The following is a 20,890-nucleotide window of genomic DNA, read 5'->3' as shown; positions in this document are numbered from 1 at the left end:
GTCCGGGTGGTGGGAGCACCGGACGACCCGGCGCGGCGAGCCGTGCCGGGGAAGGGCGCGGGCGACGTCGTCGTCCGGTACGACGACGCGTCCCGCACCCGCCGCTGCGGATACGAGGCGCACGCCCAGGGAAGGGTGAACTCAGCGAATGCCGCGCATCAGCTTCAGGATGGGCTTGGACGCGAGGAGCATCACGACGCCGAGCACGATGGTGATCGCGCCCATGGTGCCGAAGTACCCCACTTCGTTGTCCGCGGAGTAGAACTCCGCGAGCGAGCCCGACAGCGCGGTACCCAGGGCCACGGAGAGGTTGTACAGCGCGATCATCTGTACGGGGAACTTCCGCGGCGCGAGCTTGGTGGCCAGGGACAGGCCCACCGGGGAGAGGAACAGCTCGCCCAGGGTGGCGAAGAACAGCACGAGCACGATCCACCCGATGAACACGGACGGCGTGTGTGCCTGCGTCACGAAGGTGAGGAACGCCACGCCGATCAGCAGCAGCGCCACACCGAACTTCACGGGGGTGCTCGGCTGGCGGGTGCCCAGCTTGGTCCACGCTGCCGCGAACACCATGCCCAGCAGGACGATGAACACAGGGTTGATGGACTGGGTCAGCGAGGGCTTGAAATCGAAGCCCCACAGGTTGAGGTTCAGCCGGGTGTCCGCGTAGATGGCGAGCACGGTGAACTGCTGCTGGAACAGCGAGAAGAATGCCGCGGTGGCAATGAACAGGGGGATGAACGCGATCACCCGGGAGTGCTCGTCCGGGGAGAGCTCCTTGTCACGCAGCATGGTCACGAACAGCGCCACGGCGGAGACCACCACCACGAGGATCACGGCGTTGGAGAGGTTCCCGGGGTTGAGGACGCCGGTGAGCAGCAGCACCACCACGAGCACCACGGCCGCCAGGACGATGCCGATCCACTTGCCGTACTGCGAGCGGGGCAGCGGGTTGGCCACGGTGTGCACCGTGGCGGGCAGACCCTTGCGGGTGAGGGTGTACTGCACCAGGCCGAAGGCCATGAAGATCGCGGCGAGACCGAAGCCCATGTGGAAGCCCCACTTGGCCCACGCGAAGCCGGTGAGCAGGGGGCCGAACAGGCCACCAATGTTCACACCCATGTAGTAGATGGAGAAACCCGCGTCACGGCGGGGGTCGTCACGCTCGTAGAGGGTTCCCACGAGGTTCACGCACGTGGTCTTCAGACCGCCGGAACCCACAGCGATGCACAGCAGGCCGATGGTCAGGCCGAGAACGCTCGGAATCAGGGCCAGGGCGATGTGGCCCGCCATGATGAGCACCGCCGAAGCGAGCATGGTGCGCTCGGAGCCCAGCAGTCGGTCCGCGATCCAGCCGCCCAGGATGGAGCACAGGTACACGGTGCCGCCGTAGGCACCCACGATCCCGGCGGCCACGCCCTTGTCGATGCCCAGACCGCCGTCCGAGACGGCGTAGTACATGTAGTACAGGACCAGGGCCTGCATGCCGTAGAAGGAGAAGCGCTCCCACATCTCCACCGAAAAGAGGTTGGCCAGCATTCCGGGCTGGCCGAAGAAGGTTTTTCTGCCCGCGGGGTTGTGCGGGTCGAGGGCTGGCTGGGGTGTGGCCGCCGCGGTGTGCGCGCGGCTGCCGTCCGGGCTGTTCTGACTCATAACAGTCCATGATGCACCCCCGGGCTGGGTGCCCGGGCCTGCGACGCACCCCGGGAACGGCCCCGGGTCCTCCTGGCAGAGTCCCGGGGCCATTGCCCCGCTCCGAACGGCGTGGTCAGCGCGTCAGGCGTGAGCGACGGACGGGGGCGCCGACGACGCCGCGTCACCTCGGGTGGGCGGCGGCTGGGCCGTGGGCGCTCACCCGGTCAGTCGTTGAAGTCAGCCGGGTCCGAGCCCAGTCGACCGTCCTCGCGGGTGAGGCCGTTGATCTCCTCGATCTCCTCCGCTGTGAGGGTGACCTGCTGGGCGTCCCAGTTCTGCTGGATGCGCTCCGGGGTCACGGACTTGGGGAACACCACGTTGCCCAGGGCCAGGTGCCACGCGATGATGACCTGCGCGGGGGTGGCGTCGTGGGCGTGGGCGATCTCACCGATGGTCTCGTCCTGCAGCTCCGCCTTGCCCTGGCCCAGCGGGGACCACGCCTCTGTGAGAATGCCGTTGCGGGCATCCATCTCGCGCATGTGCTGCTGGTTGAAGGAGGGGTGCAGTTCGATCTGGTGCACGGCGGGGACCACCCCGGTGTCCACGACGTCCTGCAGGGCCTTCTCCGTGAAGTTGGAGACGCCGATGGAGCGTGCCTTGCCGGAGTCCTTGATCTCCTGGAACGCCTTCCAGGTCTCCAGGTACTTGCCCTTCTTCGGCTGCGACCAGTGGATGAGGTAGAGGTCCACGTAGTCCAGGCCGAGGCGTTCGAGGGACGCGTCGATGGCCTGGAGGGCGGAGTCGTGGCCCTGATTGTCGTTCCACAGCTTGGTGGTCACGAAGAGCTCCTCGCGGGGAATGCCGCTCTTGGCGATCGCGCGACCCACGCCCTCCTCGTTGCCGTAGATCTCGGCGGTGTCGATGTGGCGGAAGCCCACCTGCAGGGCTTTGGCCACCACGTCCTCTGCAACATCGGACTCCACCTGCCACACGCCGAAGCCGAGCTGCGGGATGGAGTGGCCGTCGTTGAGCTGAAGTGTCTGGTTCTTGGACATCCTGGTGGATCCTTTCTGTGACAACTACTCCCAGTGAACTGCTGCGCCGCGGATCTGACAAGCCGTTAAGTTCTCGGTGAAGTCCCTGGCCGGGGCCGGATCCGTTCAACTTCCGGCGCGTCAAATCCCCCGCTTACCTCACGTCCGTGGGTCTCCTGCTCATCGGTCTGCTGTTCGCCCTGGCCTCGGTGGCCGTGGCCGCCTGGATCTTCTTCCTCCTGGGTATCGCCCTGAACGTGGTGACCGTGAGCGTCACGGACGTTCCCGATTCCTCGTCCCGCGCCCGCAGTGCCGGCACCCGGGTGGTCGTGGAGCCCGAGGCGGACACCGAGCAGCACGCGGCGGTCCCGCCCGCCGGATCGTCTCCCGCAGGTTCGTCGTCCCTGCGCCGGGACGAGGAGTGGGTCCGGGACGCACACGAGGGTTCCCGCCAATGACCCTGCCCCGAGAGTGTGCCGTCGTTCCGCAGCACCGGAGCTGATGACGACGGCGCGGTATGGGACCCTGCCCCGCGGTCAGTTCATGGCCGCGGCACGGTAGATCTGCTGCACCGTCAGTTCGGGCAACCGGGTTTCGATCCCCACCGTGTTCTCCGGGTCCGAGCGCAGGTAGCGCACCGGCCCGTGCGATCCCACGGTGAGCTTCTCGGCGTCAGCCAGTGCGTAGACCGCGTCCAGCACGGCGGTGAACGCCGGGCCCTGCGTGGGGTTCACGCGCAGGGTGAGGTGGGCGGTCACGGTGTCCGAGACGCCGTTCTCGTCGAAGGGGGACTCCACGTCGAGCTCGCGTACGATGCCCACACCGTGGCCGATCACCCCCGGCAACCGCGCGGCCAGGTGGCCCCGGGCGCGGGCGAACGCGCCCCGCAGCACCGCGACCCAGGACAGCGCGGCCAGCGCGAGCACCACCGCGATGACCCCGAGCCACAGCCCGTTACGGGTATCCGTGTACCGGATGGCGCTGAGCACCACCACGAGCGCGGAGACCAGGGGGATTACGAGCAGCAGGGAGGCCGTGAGCTTCTCGCGCAGGGTGGGCTTGGCGGAGAGGTCGGGATCGGCCCCCGGGGCCCCGGTGCCGGTACCCGCGGAACCGGTCCCTGCGGCGTCGTCCGACGCGGGTGCGCGGCCCAACTGACGCATGGCGGCGGCGTCGAACCCGCGGTCGTCAACGGTTACGGGCGCGGGCCAGGTGTCGTGGGAGTCCATGCCTCCCATTATGGTGGCATGGACGTCCAGGAGAGGTGGCCCCGTGCCCGCAGTCGATCCACGCCCCGAGCGTTCTGTGTCCGCCCGTGCGCCCCGCGCGGGACTGCTGCTGGTCGGCGTGCTCCTGCTGGGGGCCAACCTGCGGGCGGGGATCACCGCGGTGGGCCCGGTGCTGCCGCAGATCGAACACGAGGTGGGATTGAGCGCGTCGCAGGCGTCGCTGCTCGTGAGCCTGCCGCTCGTGGCGTTCGCCGTGATCTCCCCCTTCGCGCCGCGACTCGCGGAGGCATTCCGGCTCGAACGGGTCCTGGGTCTCGCCCTCGTGGTCCTCGCGGCGGGCATCGTGGTCCGCTCGGTTCCCGGGCCCGGGCTGATCTGGGTGGGCACGGGACTGCTGGGCGCGGCGATCGCGGTGCTCAACGTGCTCATCCCGTCCCTGATCAAACGTGACTGGCCGCACCGGATCGGCCCCATGACGGGTGTGTACCAAGCGGTCACGGCGCTGACCGCGGCGCTCGCCTCCGGTGTGGTGGTCCCCATCGCGGACGTCGCACCGTCCGGCTGGCGGTTCGCGCTCGGGATCTGGGCGGCCGTGGCGATCATCGGCGTGGCCGTCTTCCTGCCGTGGATCCTGGGGGTGGCCTCCCGGGTGGGCTCGGGCACTGCCGCTCCCCGGGCTGCGGCCCCCGGCTCGGCGGCCCCCGATGCGACGGGGCCTGGTTCGCCGACTCCGGGTTCAGGAGCGGACGACGACGCCGCACCGGCGGTTCCCCCGGCCGTCACCGCGTCCGTTGCACGTTCCCGGGCCCGGCTCCCGCTGGGCTCCGCCCTGGCCTGGCAGGTGACCGTGTACATGGGGCTGCAGTCCACCGTCTACTACACGATGGTCACGTGGCTGCCGACGATCCAGATCTCCGACGGCGCTACCCCGGTCCAGGCCGGGTGGTACCACTTCGCGTTCCAGGCGTGCGGACTCGTGGGGACTCTCTTCGCCGCGTTCATGATCCCCCGGCTCCGGGAGCAATCCGGTCTGGGTGCGGTGTTCGCTGCCTCAGCGGTGATCGGTCTGCTGGGTCTGCTGTTCGTCCCCTCCCTGTCCCTGTTGTGGGCGCTGTTCATCGGGTTCTGCACCGGCGGGGCGATCGTGCTGGCCATGGCCCTGTTCGGGCTGCGCACCACGGACTACCACCGGGCTGCGGCCCTGTCCTCCATGGCGCAGAGCGTGGGGTATCTCTTCGCCGCGCTCGGCCCCGTGATGATCGGGTTGTTGAAGGACGCCTCCGGGTCCTGGACCGCACCGCTGCTCGTGATGGTCGGGGTGGCCGTAGCACAGGGCGTGTTCATCGCGCTCGCGGGGCGGCGTCGCACGCTGGGTGCCTGAGCGGTGGGCGTGGGGCGGGGGTCACCCAGTTCCTTAGATACGCGAAATATTTGCTGCGTCAATATATGCTCACTACACTCGTGAGTATGGAAGAGACCAAGTGGCTGTCAGAGGACGAGCGGGAAGCGTGGCTCGCGCTCGTCTCCATCATGTTCCGCCTGCCGGGTGCCGTGGAGGGGCAGCTGCGCAGCGAGGAGGACATGTCACTCGCGGAATACCTGGTGCTCGCCATGCTGTCCGAAGCCCCGGACCACCGGCACAAGATGTCCGCTCTGGCCACGGCCACGAACACGTCCCAGTCCCGGCTCTCGCGAATCGTCGCGCGGATGGAGAAAGACGGGCTGGTCACTCGCGCGGGCCGTCAGGACGACCGCCGCGTGGTGATCGCGGAGATCACCCCTGCAGGACTCGAACGTTTGCGTGAGGCTGCTCCGGCCCACGTGCGTCATGTGCGGGAAATCGTCTTCGACCGACTGGCCCCCGAGCAGGTGGGCCAACTCAGTGAGATCGGCCGCGCCCTCAACCGCGGCTCCAATACCCGCGGTGCCATGGGGCTGGACTGCCCCGCGTGATTCCCTGACCCGGGGATACAGTTGCGAGCGTGAGTATGCAGAGCGCCCACATGGCCATGTGGCGGACCATGAAGGGGCAGGAGAACAAGGGCCGCAAGATCAGCGGTGAAACCGTGCGACGCATCATCACGTTCGCGCGTCCCCACCGCCAGGCGATCCTGGCGTTCGTCCTGGTGTCGGTGGCCCTGGCCGTTCTGGGTGTGGTCACGCCCGTGCTGGCCGGGCGGGTGGTCAATGCGATCACTGGCGGGCACGACGTCTCCGTGGTGGTGTGGCTCGCGGTGGCCATCGCGGCGGTAGCCATCACGGACGCTGGACTGTCCCTGCTGAACAGGTGGCAGTCCTCACGGATCGGTGAAGGGCTCATCTACGATCTGCGCACCGCCGTGTACGACCACGTGCAGACCATGCCGCTCGCCTTCTTCACCCGCACGCGCACCGGGGCTCTCGTGTCCCGGTTGAACACGGACGTGATCGGCGCACAGCGCGCGTTCGCCGGGACCCTGTCGGGTGTGGTGTCCAACGTGGTGTCCCTGGTGCTGACCGTAGGGGTCATGGTCACCATCTCGTGGCAGGTCACCGCGCTGTCCCTGCTGCTGTTGCCCATCTTCCTGATCCCCGCCCGGGCCATGGGTGGCCGGTTGGCCGCGTTGCAGCGTCGCTCCGCCCAATACAACGCCCAGATGTCCACGCGGATGACCGAGCGGTTCTCCGCCGGTGGTGCCACCCTGGTCAAGCTCTACAGCGATCCCGCGCAGGAATCGCGGGAGTTCGCCGCCCGCGCGAACGACGTCCGGGGAATCGGGATCCGCGCGACCATGTTGCAGACCACGTTCGTCACCGCCCTGACCCTGGTCTCCGCTCTCGCGCTGGCGCTCGTGTACGGCGTGGGCGGAGCGCAGGCCTTGCTGGGCCACCTGGACGCGGGCTCGGTCGTGGCCCTGGGCATGCTTCTGACCAGGTTGTATACCCCGTTGACCATGTTGGCGAACGCCCACATGGACATCATGAGTGCGGTGGTCAGCTTCGAGCGCGTGTTCGAGGTCCTGGACATCAAGCCCCTCATCACCGAGAGCCCCGAGGCGCGTGCCCTGCCCGAGGGGCCCGTGGCCGTGGAGTTCGATCACGTGCGCTTCTCCTACCCCTCCGCGGACAAGGTCTCGCTCGCGTCCCTCGAGGACGTGGCTGTCCTGGATTCGCGCGGCGGCGAGGAAGTCCTGCACGACATCGACTTCCGGGCGGGACCCGGCCACACCGTGGCCCTCGTGGGGTCCTCCGGGGCCGGGAAGTCCACGATCGCGCAGTTGGTCGCGCGGTTGTACGACGTCGACTCGGGCGCGGTCCGGCTCGGCGGCCAGGACGTGCGGGACACGACCTTCGAATCCCTGCGCCGCTCCGTGGGAATGGTCATGCAGGACGGGCACCTGTTCCACGACACGATCCGCGCGAACCTCGGTGTGGCCCGGGAGGGGGTCACGGACGCCGAGCTGTGGAACGCCTTGGAGCGCGCTCGGTTGCGGCACGTGATCGAATCCCTCCCGGACGGTCTGGACACCGTCGTGGGGGAGCGCGGCTACCGGCTCTCGGGTGGCGAGCGCCAGCGCCTCACGATCGCTCGCTTGCTGTTGGCCCAACCCCGCGTGGTGATCCTGGACGAGGCGACCTCCGCCCTGGATTCCACGAACGAGGCCTACGTGCAGGCGGCACTCGACGAGGCGATGTCCGGGCGCACCGCCGTGGTCATCGCGCACCGGCTGTCCACGATCCGCCAGGCGGACCAGATCCTCGTGATCGAGGCCGGCCGAATCGTGGAGCGCGGTTCCCACGAGGAACTGCTCGCACGCGCTGGCCGCTACGCGGAGCTGCACGCCACGCAGTTCGCGGTGGGCCGCAAGGACGACGCCGCTGCCCGGCTCGATGACGCCACCCGGCCCAAGGAAGGCGCCGGACCGGCGTCGTCGGCGTCGCTGGAACGCGGCGGCACGGGCCGGGGCTGAGGCATGCCGTCCTGGGAGGGTCTGGGCTCCGAACTGGGGATCACGTCCGCCCATGCGATCGTGGTGGTGCTCTCCGCGGTGGGGATATACGTGGCATTCCTCGTCTTCGTGCGGATCTTCGGCCAGCGGGTGCTCACGGCCATGTCCACGTTCGACGTGGTGATCACCGTGATGCTGGGTGCCGTGGCGGGGCGCGTGATCCTGGGGCACCCGCCGACACTCCTGAGCGGGGTGCTGGGACTGGGCACCCTGTTCCTGCTGGAAGTGGTGTTCGGCCACCTGGGCACGCGGGCTCGGTGGCAGCGCGTGTTCAATTCACCCGCCCGCCTGCTCATGATCGGTGACCGCGTGGACGAGCACGCCCTGCGTCGCGCCCACATCACGCATTCCGAACTCAACGGGGCACTGCGTCGGGCGGGGGTGCGCTCCTACCGCGAGGTGGCGTGCGTGCTGCACGAACCCGGGGGCGGGATCAGTGTGCTGCGCCGGGGGGTTCCCATCGACCGCCGGATCCTCGCGGACGTGGCCGGGGCGGACCGGATCCCGGAGGATTTCCTGACCGAGGACATCGTGGACGCGCCACTTGATGCCCCACATGATCGGTGAACTCACTGATGGGAACCCACCCCGGTGGTGCGGGGCGAAGTCCCAGGGATGCTCTATAGCAGGCTCGGGTGGTGGAACCTTGTAGAAAGAGAATGTCATGAAATTCAAAAGCCCGATCACAGTTTACTGCAGTGCGTTTGCAGTGATCGGATTGTCCATATGCGGATGGTTGCTGATTTCTAAGGGGGTTGTTTCCCCCTGGCCCTGACTCTGGCGTTTTTCTGTCTAGGGTCTCTCATGACATCCTATTTCGTCGTTTCCGATGCCGTCTGGGGAAAGCAGATGCGGTGGGATTCGAACGCCTACAGGTCCGGTAGTGCGAGTGAATAGGACGTAGACAAGGATCTCAAGACCGGCCGGCGCATATTTGATCTGCGTTTCCATCATCAGTGCGATACTGGCAATCTGGCTCTTCGTGGTGGGGGGTGTGGTGGGGGTTCGCGCGGCGGTGGTCGCATGGACGTCGGGGTCCCCGTGGATGGAGGTTTTGCACTCACCATCCGGAAGAGCTCGACGTGTTCAACGCTATCTTCCCCGCGCTGTGCCTGATCACGTTCTGCCGCCTCGACGTACATGGCTTCGAAGCCGTCGGGCAGCGACTCGACCCGGATCGGGCGGTCATCGAGTGTCGTGTCGTCGAGGGTGTGATCCGTGGTGGCGTAAGTTCAGCGGGTTAAAGGCCGCCGCGGCGGAAGAGCTGCCCCACGCGGTCCCGGTGATGGACCCGTTCCATGTCGTTCGTCTGGCCGGCGACGCCCTCGACCGGTGCCGGTCTGCTCATCGAGAAGCACACCGCCCGCTTCAACGCCGTGTTCGCGATCGAGGAGCATGTCGAGGTCGAAGCGACCTGGGGCATTTACCAGCGCATTGTCCCCGCCTACCGCGAGCCCGAGAAGAAGAAGGCGAAGCAGATGATGCAAGCGGTGATCCACGCGCTTAGCAGCGGCGTCCCGGCCACGCTCGTCGATATCCGCAAGCTTGGCCGTACCTTTAGGCAACGCGCCTTCGACGTGCTCGCGTTCTTCGACCGGCCAGGCACCAGCAACGGGCCGACAGAGGCGATCAACGGGCGCGTTGAGCACCTGCGCGGCTCCGCTTTCGGCGTCGGCAACCTCACCAACTACATCACCGGGAGCCTGCTCGAGGCTGGAGGATTCAGACCAACCTATACCCTCGAATGCGATGAGCCGGCAATCCCGGTGTTCGTCCAGACGCGGGACATCATACAAATCTGACACGTGAGCGGCGCGCGTGAGTGCAAAATAAAATGGGCGGGGCATTTACGAGTGTTCCGCCCATCGCTGTGGTCGGGGCTTGGGGGTGCGCGTGGCCGCGCGTTGTCCCCGCTTGCGCAGCTTCTGGTCCAGTTCGGACTCGCTGGTGCTGCCCAGGCGGTTCCGACCCTTGGACGCCATCGCGGACGTCTTCCTCGTGCCTTCCTTCCGGACGGCATGCTTCAGCGGCACTTGTGACGGCTCCACCGGGTGAACCGTCACGAATCTGGAAATGGTCCGCTCACCGATGGTTTTGCGCCGTTAGGATGAAACCACGGCTACGAAGGGATACGGCCCCATGACCGATCTGGCGATCCGCTACCGCGGGGTGAGCAAAGTCTATTCGGACGGTACGGCCGCGGTGGATAACTTGGACCTGGACGTTCCCGCGGGTTCCCTCACGGTGTTCGTGGGCCCATCCGGCTGCGGCAAGACCACGTCCTTGCGGATGCTCAACCGCATGGTGGAGCCCTCCTCGGGGACGGTGGAGGTCAACGGTCAAAACGTCGCGAGCATCCCGGCCGCCAAGCTGCGCCGCTCCATGGGGTACGTGATGCAGCAATCGGGTCTGCTGCCCCACAAGACCGTGGAGGACAACATCGCCACGGTCCCCCGGCTGAACGGGGTGCCCAAACGGGAGTCTCGCGCGCACGCCCGGCAGTTGCTGGGCTCGGTGGGATTGGACGAGTCCGTGGCCACCCGGTACCCGGCGCAGTTGTCCGGAGGTCAGCAACAACGCGTGGGCGTGGCACGTGCACTGGCCTCGGATCCGCCCATCCTGCTCATGGACGAACCGTTCTCCGCCGTGGACCCCGTGGTGCGCCAGGACCTGCAGAGCGAATTGTTGGACCTGCAGAAGCGGTTGCACCGCACCATCATCTTCGTGACCCACGACATCGACGAGGCGATCCTGCTGGGCAACCGCGTGGCCGTGTTCGCGCGCGGGGGCAGGCTCGCGCAGTACGCGACCCCGGAGGAACTGCTGCGGGCCCCCGCGGACGACTTCGTCGCGGACTTCATCGGCCGTGACCGCGGGTTCCGTTCGCTGAGCTTCGACAACGCCTCCGTGGCACTGCAGCCCGTCACGGTCCTGGCCGTGGACACCGGCGAGCGCTTCCTGGTGGGCCCCTGCAGCGAGGACCCCGCGCCGTGGCAGGCGGCGGGCGCGGCGTCGTCGTCGGACTGGGTGCTCGCGGTGGACGAGCGCCGCCACCCGCTGGGCTGGCTGCCCGTGACGGCGTCCGGAGAACCGGCCGCGCGCGAGGAACTGCGTGTGGGGGGGACCCTGTGGCACGACGGCGGGTCGTTGCGCACCGCGCTCGACGCCGCCCTGTCCTCCCCGTCCGGGCAGGCCGTGGCCGTGCACCGCGACGGCTCCGTGGCGGGCGTAGTGCCCGGCGAGGACGTGATGCGCGCGATCGAAGAGCAGCGCTCGGCGCGCTACGACAGGTCGGAACGCTCGTGAACTGGCTGTCGAACAACTGGTCCACGGTCCTGGACCTCGCTGGCGCGCACCTGATCCAGTCCATCGTGCCCGTGGTCGTGGGCCTGCTGATCAGCGTCCCGCTTGCCCGGTTGGCCACGAGCAGACGCTGGTTGCGTCCGGTGTTCGTCACGGGCTCGTCACTGCTGTACACGATCCCCTCGCTGACCCTGTTCGTGGTCCTGCCGCTGATCCTGGGCACGGGCATCACGTCCGTGGTCAACGTGATCGTGGCGCTGACCCTGTACGTGATCGCAATCCTGGTGCGCTCGTGCGTGGACGCGTTCGAGTCCCTGGACCGAGATGTCCTCCAGGCCGCCACCTCGCTGGGGTACAAACCCGTGCGCCGCTTCTTCGGGGTGGAACTGCCGCTGGCAGTGCCCGTGATGATCGCGGGGCTGCGCGTGGCCACGGTCTCCAACATCTCCATGGTCTCCGTGGGCGCCGTGATCGGCATCCAGTCCCTGGGCACCCTGTTCACGGACGGGCTGCGCCGCTCAATCGTCTCGGAGATCGTGGTGGGCATCGTGGCCACCGTGCTGATCGCGATCGTGCTGGATCAGCTCTTGCGTCTGCTCGGCCATGTCCTGACCCGCTGGCAGCGCACGGGGACCACGACGGCGCGCGAGCGGCGTCGTGCCGGGGCGGCACGGCACGACAGCGCTAACGGCCGAGTCGACCGGCCCGGGGGCGGGGACCCCGAGGGCCGCGATTCCGTGGCCGGTGCGCCCGGCGGCGCGGGCGCCGTCGCCGCCGTGGAAGCCCGGGGTGATTGCGCGTGAACCTGTTCTCGGAAGCCGCGCAGTTCCTGACCGACCCCGCCAACTGGAGCGGAGCCACCGGGATCCCGCAGCGTTTGCTCGAACACGTGGGCTACAGCGTGCTGACCATGGGGATCGCGCTCGCGATCGCCGTGCCCCTGGGCCTGTGGGTGGGCCACACACGCCGCGGCGGCGGCGTGATCGTGGGCCTGGCTGGCGCATTGCGCTCGCTGCCCACCCTGGGTCTGCTGAGCCTGTTCACGCTGCTCATGGGGCTGGGGCTCATGCCCCCCATCCTGGCGCTCGTGCTGCTGGCCATCCCGCCCATCCTTTCGGGCACGTACTCGGGGGTCGCCGCGGTCTCCCCGGTGCTCGTGGACGCCGCTCGTTCCATGGGCATGACCGAGGGTCAGGTACTCACGCGCGTGGAGATCCCCGTGGCGCTGCCGGTGATCCTGGGCGGGATCCGCAATGCCGCGTTGCAGGTGCTCGCGACCGTGACCATCGTGGCGTACATCAACCTGGGCGGTCTGGGCCGCTATCTGATCGACGGGCTCGCGGTGCGCGACTACGCGCGCATGCTCGCGTCCGTGGTACTCGTGGCCGTGCTCGCACTGGCCGCGGATGCAGTACTCGCTCTCGTACAACGCCTGGTGACGTCGCCGGGCCTCAGACTGGCAGGAGATCGACCATGACACCGTCCCCCTCTACGCAGCGCACGCGCGCTGCGCGCCGCGCCCTCCGCCCCGCCGCGTGGGCGGCCATGACCGCCACGGCCGTGTTCGCCCTCACCGCGTGCGGCGGCGGTTCCGACCCGCTCGCGGAGAACTCGGGCGACGCCGCCTCAGGCGGCTCCTCGGACGCCGTCACCGTGGGCTCTGCGGACTTCCCCGAGTCGCAGGTCATCGCCGAGCTCTACGCCGGGGTGCTGCGGGACGCGGGCGTCACGGTGGAGACCAAGCCGGGCATCGGCGCGCGCGAGGCCTACGTGGGTGCCGTCAAGGACGGTTCCGTGGACGTGGTCCCGGACTACTCCGGGAACCTGTTGCTCTTCGCGGACAAGGACGCCACCGCGGCCTCCGCCGAGGACATCATGAAGGCACTGCCTTCCGCGTTGGAGGGCCAGCAGCTCTCGGTGCTCGACCCCTCCCGCGCGGAGAACAAGGACGCCCTGGTGGTCACACAGGCCACCGCGGAGAAGTACGGTCTGACGTCCATCGAGGACCTCTCCTCGGTGTGCGGGGACCTGATCATGGCTGGCCCGCCGGAGTTCCAGGAACGCGCCTACGGCGTGGACGGGTTGAAGCAGAAGTACGACTGCTCCTTCAAATCCTTCCAGCCCATCAACGACGGCGGCGGCCCCCTCACCGTGCAGGCCCTGACCCAGGACGACGCCCAGGTGGCGGACATCTTCACCACCACCCCGGCCATCCAGGACCAGCACCTCACGGTGCTCGAGGACCCCAAGAACAACTTCATCGCCCAGCAGGTGCTCCCGCTCACCGCCCCGGACCGCTTGCCGCAGAACGCGGTGGACGCGCTGAACGAGTTCTCCACCAAGCTGACCACCCAGGACCTGATCGACCTCAACCGCAAGGTCAGCGGGGACCAGCAGCAGAACCCCGCGGACGCCGCCAAGCAGTGGCTCTCCGACCACGGGTACGAGAAGGCCTCCTGATCCGCGACACCCGCAGCGACGTTGGCCGACGAACCGCCGTCAGGGTCGCCTGGTGACGTCCGGAATCCACCCCACGGGGTGGGATCGCCCGGTGCTCCCCGCATGGGGAAGCACCGGGCGTTCGTCATGTTCCGTTCATCCGCGTCCGGCCGAGCGCGTTCTCCACGGCCGTGTGCGCGGTTCTGCACAGGCTTGTCCACACCCGCTGGGGATTCGCGTCATATCGCCCTGACCTGGGGTTTCAAAGGTATCGCCCCACGTGGCCCACCCGGGAACGCGCCATGGTTTCCACACCTGTGGATAACTCTGTGCACAACCTGTGGGGTGAATACGGGGTGCGGGGACGAGTCACGCGGACGTCACCTGAGCGTCGAGTGCAACCGCGCCCGTATCCTGGACGCAACCGGCCCGCGGGAACGCGGAGGCGGTCGATCCGAGCTCGGCATCAAGGGGGATCCCGGGCACCATGACTCCCCACGCACGTGACGTGCGTCAACCGAGGAGGCATTCCCGTGCTGTCCGAACCCTCGATCCCCCGGGACACCACCGATCGCGAACACGTACTCGAATCGGTGCGGGAGCATCTCGCGCTGGATACGCGCGCGACCCCCGAGGAACGCACCGTCTTCCTTGGTCGGCTCAGCCGTCAGCTGGACCGTCTGATCACCTCCTTGCACGCGGTCTACGGACCCGGGCTCGGTATCTGGGACACCGTGACCCGCGCCGTCCTCACCGCGTGGGAGGCCTATGTGCAGCGCCCCCGGGACCTCAAGGACCTGGACCGCCGCCGCGAGGACCAACTGCCGTGGTTCACGTCCCGGGAGGCCGTGGGCGGGGTGTGTTACGTGGACCGCTACGGCGGGGACCTCGCGGGGATCCGGGAGAAGATCCCGTACTTCGAAGAACTCGGGCTGACCTACCTGCACCTCATGCCCCTCTACGAGAGCCCCGCCGGCAACTCGGACGGGGGGTACGCGGTGTCCTCCTACCGCCGGGTGGACCCGGAGCTGGGGACCATGGCGGAGCTCGCGGACCTGGCGGCCGAACTGCGGGCCCAGGGGATCGCCCTGGTGCTGGACTTCGTGTTCAACCACACCTCCAACGAGCATGAGTGGGCCCGGGCCGCGGCCGCCGGGGACCCGTTCTACGAACGCTTCTACTGGATGTACTCGGAGCGCACCGTGCCGGACGAATTCGAGCGCACCGCGCGGGAGATCTTCCCGGATGACCACCCCGGGGTGTTCACGCGCGTGGACAGCACGCCGGCGGGACGGGACGCGAGCCCCTACGACCCGGATCCCCGGTGGGTATGGACCACGTTCCACCGCTTCCAGTGGGACCTCAACTACTCCAACCCACACGTCTTCCACGCCATGGCCGCGGAAATGCTGTTCCTGGCCAACCAGGGGGCCCAGGTGCTGCGCCTGGACGCCGTGGCGTTCATCTGGAAGCAACTCGGCACCTCGTGCGAGTCCCAGCCACAGGTCCACGATCTGCTGCGCGCGTTCAACGCCGTGACGGCCCTGGCCGCCCCGGCCGTGGAGTTCAAGTCGGAGGCGATTGTCCACCCGGACGAGGTCATCCGCTACGTCCACCCGGACCAGTGTGCGCTGTCCTACAACCCCCTGCAGATGGCCCTCACATGGGAGGCCATGGCCACCCGGGACGTCTCCCTGCTCTCCGCCGCGCTCGCCGAACGTCACGAGACGCCAGCGGGCACCGCGTGGGTCAACTACGTGCGCGGCCATGACGACATCGGGTGGACGTTCTCCGACGATGACGCCGCTCGCCTGGGTGTCGATGGCCACGACCACCGCCGCTTCCTTAACGCCTTCTACACCGGGCGCCACCCCGGTAGCTTCGCGCACGGCGTGGCGTTCCAGGGCAACCCCCGCACGGGCGATTGCCGGATCTGCGGCACCACCGCGTCCCTGTTGGGTCTGGAGACCGAGCCGGGTCCGGCCGTGGACCGGATCCTGCTGGCGCATTCGCTGGCCATGAGCACCGGCGGAGTCCCCCTGCTTTATCTGGGTGACGAGGTGGGTCAGCGCAACGACGTCCATTGGGACGAGAACCCGGACGCCGCGGACGACGCCCGCTGGGTCCATCGCCCGCGCTACCCCCGTGACGACTACGAACGCCGCCACGACCTGTTCTCGGTGCAGGGGCGGCTCTTCGGCGGGATCCGGGGGATGATCTCGGTGCGCCGTGCCACCCCGGAGTTTGAGGGCACCGCGCTCATCCCGTTCATCACGCACAACCGCCATGTCCTGGGCTATCAGCGTCCCGGCGAGCACAGCGTGGTGCTGTGCCTGGCGAACTTCAGCGACTGGCCCCAGTTCATCACGGGTGAGACGCTGAGCGGTTTCCTGCCCTCGGCGACCATGCTGCACGAGAACGAGCGGGTGGACCTGCGCGGGGGGATCCTGGTGGAGGCTCACGGTTTTCGGTGGCTGCGCGTGATTCCCACCTCCTGACACCGCGGAAATCACAGCGTCACATAACTGTCCCCTAAAAGGGGGTAACTCAACGCAGATAAGCGGACAGTGAGCGTTATCCACAACGCTTCTCCACAGGAGTGGATAAGTCACACGACTGTCATTCGACCCGGTTAGCCAGACGCTTGTTCGGTATTTCCCCTGGTCATGCGTCGTTTCCTGCCGTTACCGCGCCTGCCCAGGGTGTGTGCGTCGAAACTGTGTTCGAATTGTGCACAGACTTTTCCACCCCTGTGGATAAATTTTCTCCACCTCTTGTGGACACGTCACACTTCCCCCGGCGGAGTGACGGCTTGTCGTCTTTGCATCAGACTGAGCGTCATAAGTTACTCGCGTGTAGTTGGTGTTCGGTGGGACGAACGCCATGGGGGGAAGCACGCACCAAGGGGGAAACATGTCTGATCGCATCTCCGAGGTCGATTCCACCGACCACGGATTCTCGCTGCTCGTGGAGCAGGACGTGGCGGTCACCGCCCAGGAGTTCGATCTGGCCCTGGGCAGGCCCAGGGGGATGGGCCGATGGTTCGGGATCCACGTCACGTGGCCCACGTCCCCGGACGATCAACTGCACGTGGGCTCGGCGATCGAGTTCGACGCCCCGGTGGGGCCGTTCACGTTCGACTACGTCATGATCGTCGCGGACCGCGTGCCCGGTGAATCGCTCATGCTGCGCACCACCAAGGGGTTCGCGGACATGATCATGGAGTATGCATGGCAGCCCACGAGCTCGGGGGTGACCGTCCAGCTGCGCGTGGGTTTCCGACTGCGCGGGGGGTTGTGGTGGAAGCGCCCGTGGGCCCGGATGATGGCCCGCCGCCGACTTGCCCAGGGGCTGGAACGCATGCGGCGGGATCTGGCCGCGGGGCAGCCGGGGGAGTTGGCAACGTCGTCGACCGAGCATCCCTCTCGCGGCACCGGCCACGGCGTGCGGGCTGCTGCCCACGGCAGGCACGCGGGAACGCACCGCAAGGCCACGGGGCGGCGACGCGCGCAACGCGCGTGAACCGCTTGAAACGCGATTACTACTGAGAGCTGTGCGGACGCCACCGGGACCAACGGGGGGGTGTCCCGCGGCGCCCGTCGGCACCGGATTACGGGCTGAGGCGGCGCTCCATGCGCATGACCGTGACCCGGTAATCCAACCGGGGGACGGTGAAATCCACGGCACCGCGGGGCGTGTAGCCCAGACCCGTGTAGAAACGCTTGAGCACCGGGTTGCCGTCATCGCAGTCCAGGCGGGAGACGCTCCGTCCGGACTCGACGATCACCCGTTCTGCGGTGCGGATCAGCCGGGCACCCGTGCCGGTGCCCGCGAGCGAGCGGTCCACCGCGACCCCGTGGGTGTAACCGGCGGGCTCCGGCTGCTCGCCCCAGATCTCAGGATCCGCCCAGATCACACGGATGCTCGCCAGGATCAGGCCGGGCTGCACAGGGGATTCCACGACCCACCACTCGCCGCGGTCGATCTCGCGGCGCACCTCGGCGGGGTCGAACTCGCCCTCGCGCCACTGGTCGATGCCCCGGCCCTGCAACCACCGCGCCAGACGGTCCCGCAGGTTCACGATGCCTTGCGCGTGCGAAGCCTGCGCGCGCGCGATCTCGAGGTCCGCGGGGTCGCCCTCGCCGGTTCGGGCCGCCGACGGCGCGTGGGCGCTCGCGGTGGCGCCGCCGGAACCGGTCGCGGTTGCGGTGACCTCCAGGGCGGTATCGGGGGTGGACATGGGCCCGAGGATAGGTCACGGCCCGGGTGGCAACGCACCGGTTGTGCCGGAAGATGACGGGCTCCGTGAAACATACGCTAGTGGCTGAACGTCCTTGACCCGCCGAACCGCAGCGACGGACAGTTGAAGCATCACGCACCCGCAAAGGAAGGATGATTCACCGTGGCTGAAAAGTTCACTCTCCCCGATCTTCCCTATGACTACGCAGCGCTCGAGCCGCACATCTCGGCCCAGATCATGCAGCTGCACCACGACAAGCACCACAACACCTACGTGACCGGTGCCAACACCGCCCTCGAGAAGATGGAGGAGGCCCGCGCTAACGGCGACGCCGCCGGTGCCGCCAAGCTCTCCAAGGACCTCCAGTTCAACCTGGGCGGCCACATTAACCACTCCATCTTCTGGAAGAACCTCTCCCCGGAGGGTGGCGACAAGCCCGAGGGTGAGCTCGCCGCGGCGATCGACAACTTCTTCGGTTCCTTCGACGCCTTCCGCGACCAGTTCACCGCGGTGGCCACCACCATCCAGGGCTCCGGCTGGGCCATCCTGGCGTACGAGCCCATCGCCGGCAACCTGGTGATCGAGCAGATGTACGACCAGCAGAACGGTGTGCCCGTGGCCACCATCCCGCTGCTGCAGCTGGACATGTGGGAGCACGCCTTCTACCTGGACTACCAGAACGTGAAGGCCGACTACGTCAAGGCGTTCTGGAACATCGTCAACTGGGCGGACGTGGCCGAGCGCTTCGAGAAGGCTCGCGGCGGCGCCAAGTCCCTCATCTGATCCGGATGTGAAGTCCGCACCCCACGGGGTGCCTCGGAACCCCGCACGGCAGTTCTCGTGGCCGCGCGGGGTTTCGTGTTCCTCCGGGCGGCCGCCGCCGACGCCGCTCCCCACCTCCCACGCCCGCCCGCCCGGTCCGTGCCGCATGAGTCGGTGCGTGTCGTACCCGAGGAGAGTTCATGAAGACACCGCGTTTCCTGGTCACCCGTGAGATCCCCGAACCGGGGCCGTCCATCCTGGAGGACGCGGGCGACGTCGAGATCCGGGACGGGATGAGCGCGGACGAACTGCGCGAGGCAGTGACCGGCGGCGAGTACGACGTGGTGGTCTCGCAGGTCTCCGACCGGTTCGACTCAGAGCTGCTGAGCGAGGCGCGGATCCGGGGGATCGCGAACTACGCGGTGGGGTACAACAACATCGACGTCGCGGCGGCCGCCGAACACGGGATCGCCGTGGGCAACACCCCGGACGTCCTCAATGACGCGACCGCCAACACCGCCATGTTGCTCCTGCTCGGCGCCGCGCGGCGTGCCCACGAGGCCGCCGAGTACCTGCGGGACGGGAAGTTCACGGGGATCGGACCCAAACTGCTGGTCGGTCAGGACGTCACCGGGGCCACCCTGGGGATTGCGGGCATGGGCAGGATCGGCAAGGCCGTGGCCCGCAGGGCACTGGGTTTCGACATGACGGTGATCTTCACGCAGCGCCCGCCCGAGGACCGCGCGGTCTCCGACGACGAACTGGACGACCTAGCCGGGCGGGTGCGCCAGGTGCCGTGGGACGAACTGGTCGAGACGAGTGACTACCTCTCGCTGCACGTCCCGCTCACCGAGGACACCACGCACCTGGTCGACGCGGACGTGTTGCGGCGGATGAAGTCCACCGCGGTGCTCGTGAACACCGCCCGCGGCCCCGTGGTTGATGAAAATGCATTGGTTTCGGCGCTGCGGGATGGGGAGATCTTCGCGGCCGGGCTGGACGTGTTCGAGAACGAACCCGAGCTCGCGGACGGGCTGGCCGATCTGCCCAACGCGTTCTTGCTGCCGCACGTGGGCTCCGCAGAAGTGAGCTCACGGGCGGGGATGGCTCGCAAGGCCGCGGAGAACGCCGTGGCCATGGCCCGCGGTGAGAAGCCGCCGTACGAGGTGACGCCGTAGCGTCCCGCCCCCTCGGGGCGTCGCGCGGAGCGTGAACTCACCACGAGCGGCCGTGCGTCACGCCGACATCGGTGTGGCCGCGGGTGGGAACACCGGTCAGAGTGCGTGCTCGCCGCGGAGGTGGGCAATCACTTGCGCGGTGGCGCGGACGGCGCTGTCCACGTGGGCCTCGGTCGTCTCTCGGCCCAGGCTGAACCGCACCGACGTGGTGGCGAGCTCCGCGGGGATCCCCAGGGCCGTGAGCACGTGGGAGGGCTCGCTGGAACCGGCCGCGCACGCCGAGCCCGAGGACACGAGCACCCCCAGGTTCTGGAGGTCCACCAGGACGGTTTCGCCATTGACGCCCGGGAAGCAGAAGGACGCGTTGGTCGGTAGTCGCGTGATCCCGTTCCGTCCCGACGTCGCTCCGACGGTTGCTGTCGCACGGCCGGCCGGCGGGATGAGGCCCTCGGAGGTGATCGAGGCTGGCGGGTCGACGGAAACGGCCGGGTCCGCGGACGCAGCCGGGCCGTCCGGAGTGGCCGGGGTGGCACCGCCATTGCCGAGGCCGCCCACAACGTTCCGAGGATCCTGGCCGGTCAGGATTGCGTCCGGTACGGAGTTCAGGATGCCCGAGATCAGTCGGTCACGCAGGGCTGTCGAGCGGGCCGCGTAGGCCACCCGTTCTCGCTCGGCCAGCTCCAGCGCCACCGCCAGGCTCACGGCGCCGGCCACGGTGGAGGTTCCCGAGCGGCGCCCGCGCTCGTGACCGCCGCCGTTCAGCAGCGGGCGCAGCGGGGTGCCGCGCTTGAGCCACAGCAGGCCGATCCCTGGCGGCGTGCCGATCTTGTGTCCCGCCAGCGTCAGCGCGGCCACTCCCAGGTCTTCGACGTTCAGCGGCAGAGTGCCGGCCGCTTGCACGGCGTCCGTGTGCAGTGGAACCCCGTACTCCGCCGCGATCTCCGCCAGGGCGCGGATGTCCTGGACGGTCCCCACCTCGTTGTTGGCGAGCATCACCGACGCCACGGCCACGGTGGTCGGATCGGAGGCGCCGCTGCTTCCGGGAGGGGCATGGAAGGCGACGCCGCGGGAGGGGGCGGCA

General features: G+C 68.2%; 18 protein-coding genes and 1 pseudogene. 14 read left to right on the top strand and 5 right to left on the bottom strand.

The annotated features are described in order from the left end of the window. Nucleotides 1–141: 141 nt before the first annotated feature. A complete protein-coding gene (locus tag J1M36_RS05335) occupies nt 142–1,653 on the bottom strand; it encodes a peptide MFS transporter (protein WP_064846946.1) in 1,512 nt (503 codons plus the stop codon). A 206-nt stretch (nt 1,654–1,859) separates the two neighbouring features. Continuing rightward, on the bottom strand, nt 1,860–2,690 hold the full coding sequence (locus J1M36_RS05330) for an aldo/keto reductase (protein WP_206478802.1): 831 nt from the start codon (nt 2,688–2,690) through the stop codon (nt 1,860–1,862). 146 nt (nt 2,691–2,836) lie between these two features. Between J1M36_RS05330 and J1M36_RS05325 the strand changes: the two genes are divergently transcribed. Further along, entirely contained in the window at nt 2,837–3,127 is a 291-nt protein-coding gene (locus J1M36_RS05325) for a hypothetical protein (RefSeq protein ID WP_206478801.1), read from the top strand. A 78-nt stretch (nt 3,128–3,205) separates the two neighbouring features. Here the strand turns inward: J1M36_RS05325 and J1M36_RS05320 are convergent, their stop codons facing one another. Continuing rightward, nucleotides 3,206–3,898 carry a hypothetical protein gene (locus J1M36_RS05320; RefSeq protein ID WP_206478800.1) on the bottom strand — a complete coding sequence of 231 codons (693 nt, stop codon included), beginning with the start codon at nt 3,896–3,898 and terminating at the stop codon, nt 3,206–3,208. A 43-nt stretch (nt 3,899–3,941) separates the two neighbouring features. On the opposite strand from J1M36_RS05320, the gene J1M36_RS05315 reads away from it, so the two are divergent. From J1M36_RS05315 to J1M36_RS05265, 11 genes and pseudogenes are all read left to right on the top strand, one after another. After that, nucleotides 3,942–5,279: an MFS transporter gene (locus tag J1M36_RS05315; RefSeq protein ID WP_206478799.1), complete on the top strand. Its 1,338-nt coding sequence runs from the start codon at nt 3,942–3,944 to the stop codon at nt 5,277–5,279. Nucleotides 5,280–5,365: 86 nt separating this feature from the next. Then, a complete protein-coding gene (locus J1M36_RS05310) occupies nt 5,366–5,851 on the top strand; it encodes a MarR family winged helix-turn-helix transcriptional regulator (protein ID WP_064846950.1) in 486 nt (161 codons plus the stop codon). 50 nt (nt 5,852–5,901) lie between these two features. Continuing rightward, entirely contained in the window at nt 5,902–7,848 is a 1,947-nt protein-coding gene (locus J1M36_RS05305) for an ABC transporter ATP-binding protein (RefSeq protein WP_231885616.1), read from the top strand. A 3-nt stretch (nt 7,849–7,851) separates the two neighbouring features. Then, the gene (locus J1M36_RS05300) at nt 7,852–8,454 is read left to right on the top strand and encodes a DUF421 domain-containing protein (protein WP_064846951.1); all 603 of its coding nucleotides are present in this window, start codon (nt 7,852–7,854) and stop codon (nt 8,452–8,454) included. A gap of 478 nt (nt 8,455–8,932) precedes the next feature. Next, a pseudogene (locus J1M36_RS05295) lies at nt 8,933–9,689 on the top strand (transposase). A gap of 337 nt (nt 9,690–10,026) precedes the next feature. Further along, complete coding sequence (locus tag J1M36_RS05290) at nt 10,027–11,193, top strand: ABC transporter ATP-binding protein (RefSeq protein WP_206478798.1); 1,167 nt, start codon at nt 10,027–10,029, stop codon at nt 11,191–11,193. Continuing rightward, nucleotides 11,190–11,993, top strand: a complete 804-nt coding sequence (locus J1M36_RS05285) for an ABC transporter permease (RefSeq protein WP_239319946.1) — start codon at nt 11,190–11,192, stop codon at nt 11,991–11,993. Before J1M36_RS05290 ends, J1M36_RS05285 begins: the two co-directional genes overlap by 4 nt. Continuing rightward, nucleotides 11,990–12,667, top strand: coding sequence for an ABC transporter permease (locus J1M36_RS05280; RefSeq protein WP_206478797.1), 678 nt, complete (start codon nt 11,990–11,992; stop codon nt 12,665–12,667). The genes J1M36_RS05285 and J1M36_RS05280 overlap by 4 nt, the downstream gene beginning before the upstream one ends. A 68-nt stretch (nt 12,668–12,735) precedes the next feature. Further along, nucleotides 12,736–13,650 (top strand): ABC transporter substrate-binding protein, encoded by a 915-nt coding sequence (locus tag J1M36_RS05275; protein WP_165489837.1) that lies wholly within the window; start codon nt 12,736–12,738, stop codon nt 13,648–13,650. A gap of 512 nt (nt 13,651–14,162) precedes the next feature. Further along, nucleotides 14,163–16,127, top strand: coding sequence for an amylosucrase (locus J1M36_RS05270; RefSeq protein ID WP_206478796.1), 1,965 nt, complete (start codon nt 14,163–14,165; stop codon nt 16,125–16,127). 415 nt (nt 16,128–16,542) lie between these two features. Then, nucleotides 16,543–17,151, top strand: a complete 609-nt coding sequence (locus tag J1M36_RS05265) for a hypothetical protein (RefSeq protein WP_206478795.1) — start codon at nt 16,543–16,545, stop codon at nt 17,149–17,151. An 88-nt stretch (nt 17,152–17,239) separates the two neighbouring features. Here J1M36_RS05265 and J1M36_RS05260 read toward each other — a convergent pair whose 3' ends face one another. Next, entirely contained in the window at nt 17,240–17,869 is a 630-nt protein-coding gene (locus J1M36_RS05260) for a GNAT family N-acetyltransferase (RefSeq protein WP_206478794.1), read from the bottom strand. Between the two features lie 162 nt (nt 17,870–18,031). Between J1M36_RS05260 and J1M36_RS05255 the strand changes: the two genes are divergently transcribed. Then, nucleotides 18,032–18,652: a superoxide dismutase gene (locus J1M36_RS05255; RefSeq protein WP_035962724.1), complete on the top strand. Its 621-nt coding sequence runs from the start codon at nt 18,032–18,034 to the stop codon at nt 18,650–18,652. Between the two features lie 179 nt (nt 18,653–18,831). Next, the gene (locus J1M36_RS05250; RefSeq protein WP_144933048.1) at nt 18,832–19,809 is read left to right on the top strand and encodes a D-glycerate dehydrogenase; all 978 of its coding nucleotides are present in this window, start codon (nt 18,832–18,834) and stop codon (nt 19,807–19,809) included. Between the two features lie 96 nt (nt 19,810–19,905). On the opposite strand, the gene J1M36_RS05245 is transcribed toward J1M36_RS05250, so the two are convergent. Then, a partial coding sequence (locus J1M36_RS05245) for an aminotransferase class V-fold PLP-dependent enzyme (RefSeq protein ID WP_206478793.1) occupies nt 19,906–20,890 on the bottom strand: 985 nt, incomplete at its 5' end.

The organism is Kocuria sp. KRD140 (assembly GCF_017168375.1).
GTDB classification, from domain to species: domain Bacteria; phylum Actinomycetota; class Actinomycetes; order Actinomycetales; family Micrococcaceae; genus Kocuria; species Kocuria marina.
The sequence above is the reverse complement of the archived record's forward strand: the minus strand, read 5'-3'. Positions and strand labels throughout refer to the sequence as shown.

Coding starts and splice junctions, on each gene's coding strand:
- J1M36_RS05305 (WP_231885616.1), top strand. CDS start 5,902: ATGGCCATGTGGCGGACCATGAAGGGGCAGGAGAACAAGGGCCGCAAG.
- J1M36_RS05320 (WP_206478800.1), bottom strand. CDS start 3,898: ATGGACTCCCACGACACCTGGCCCGCGCCCGTAACCGTTGACGACCGC.
- J1M36_RS05300 (WP_064846951.1), top strand. CDS start 7,852: ATGCCGTCCTGGGAGGGTCTGGGCTCCGAACTGGGGATCACGTCCGCC.
- J1M36_RS05260 (WP_206478794.1), bottom strand. CDS start 17,869: ATGTCCACCCCCGATACCGCCCTGGAGGTCACCGCAACCGCGACCGGT.
- J1M36_RS05335 (WP_064846946.1), bottom strand. CDS start 1,653: ATGAGTCAGAACAGCCCGGACGGCAGCCGCGCGCACACCGCGGCGGCC.
- J1M36_RS05330 (WP_206478802.1), bottom strand. CDS start 2,690: ATGTCCAAGAACCAGACACTTCAGCTCAACGACGGCCACTCCATCCCG.
- J1M36_RS05290 (WP_206478798.1), top strand. CDS start 10,027: ATGACCGATCTGGCGATCCGCTACCGCGGGGTGAGCAAAGTCTATTCG.
- J1M36_RS05265 (WP_206478795.1), top strand. CDS start 16,543: ATGTCTGATCGCATCTCCGAGGTCGATTCCACCGACCACGGATTCTCG.
- J1M36_RS05310 (WP_064846950.1), top strand. CDS start 5,366: ATGGAAGAGACCAAGTGGCTGTCAGAGGACGAGCGGGAAGCGTGGCTC.
- J1M36_RS05250 (WP_144933048.1), top strand. CDS start 18,832: ATGAAGACACCGCGTTTCCTGGTCACCCGTGAGATCCCCGAACCGGGG.
- J1M36_RS05275 (WP_165489837.1), top strand. CDS start 12,736: ATGACCGCCACGGCCGTGTTCGCCCTCACCGCGTGCGGCGGCGGTTCC.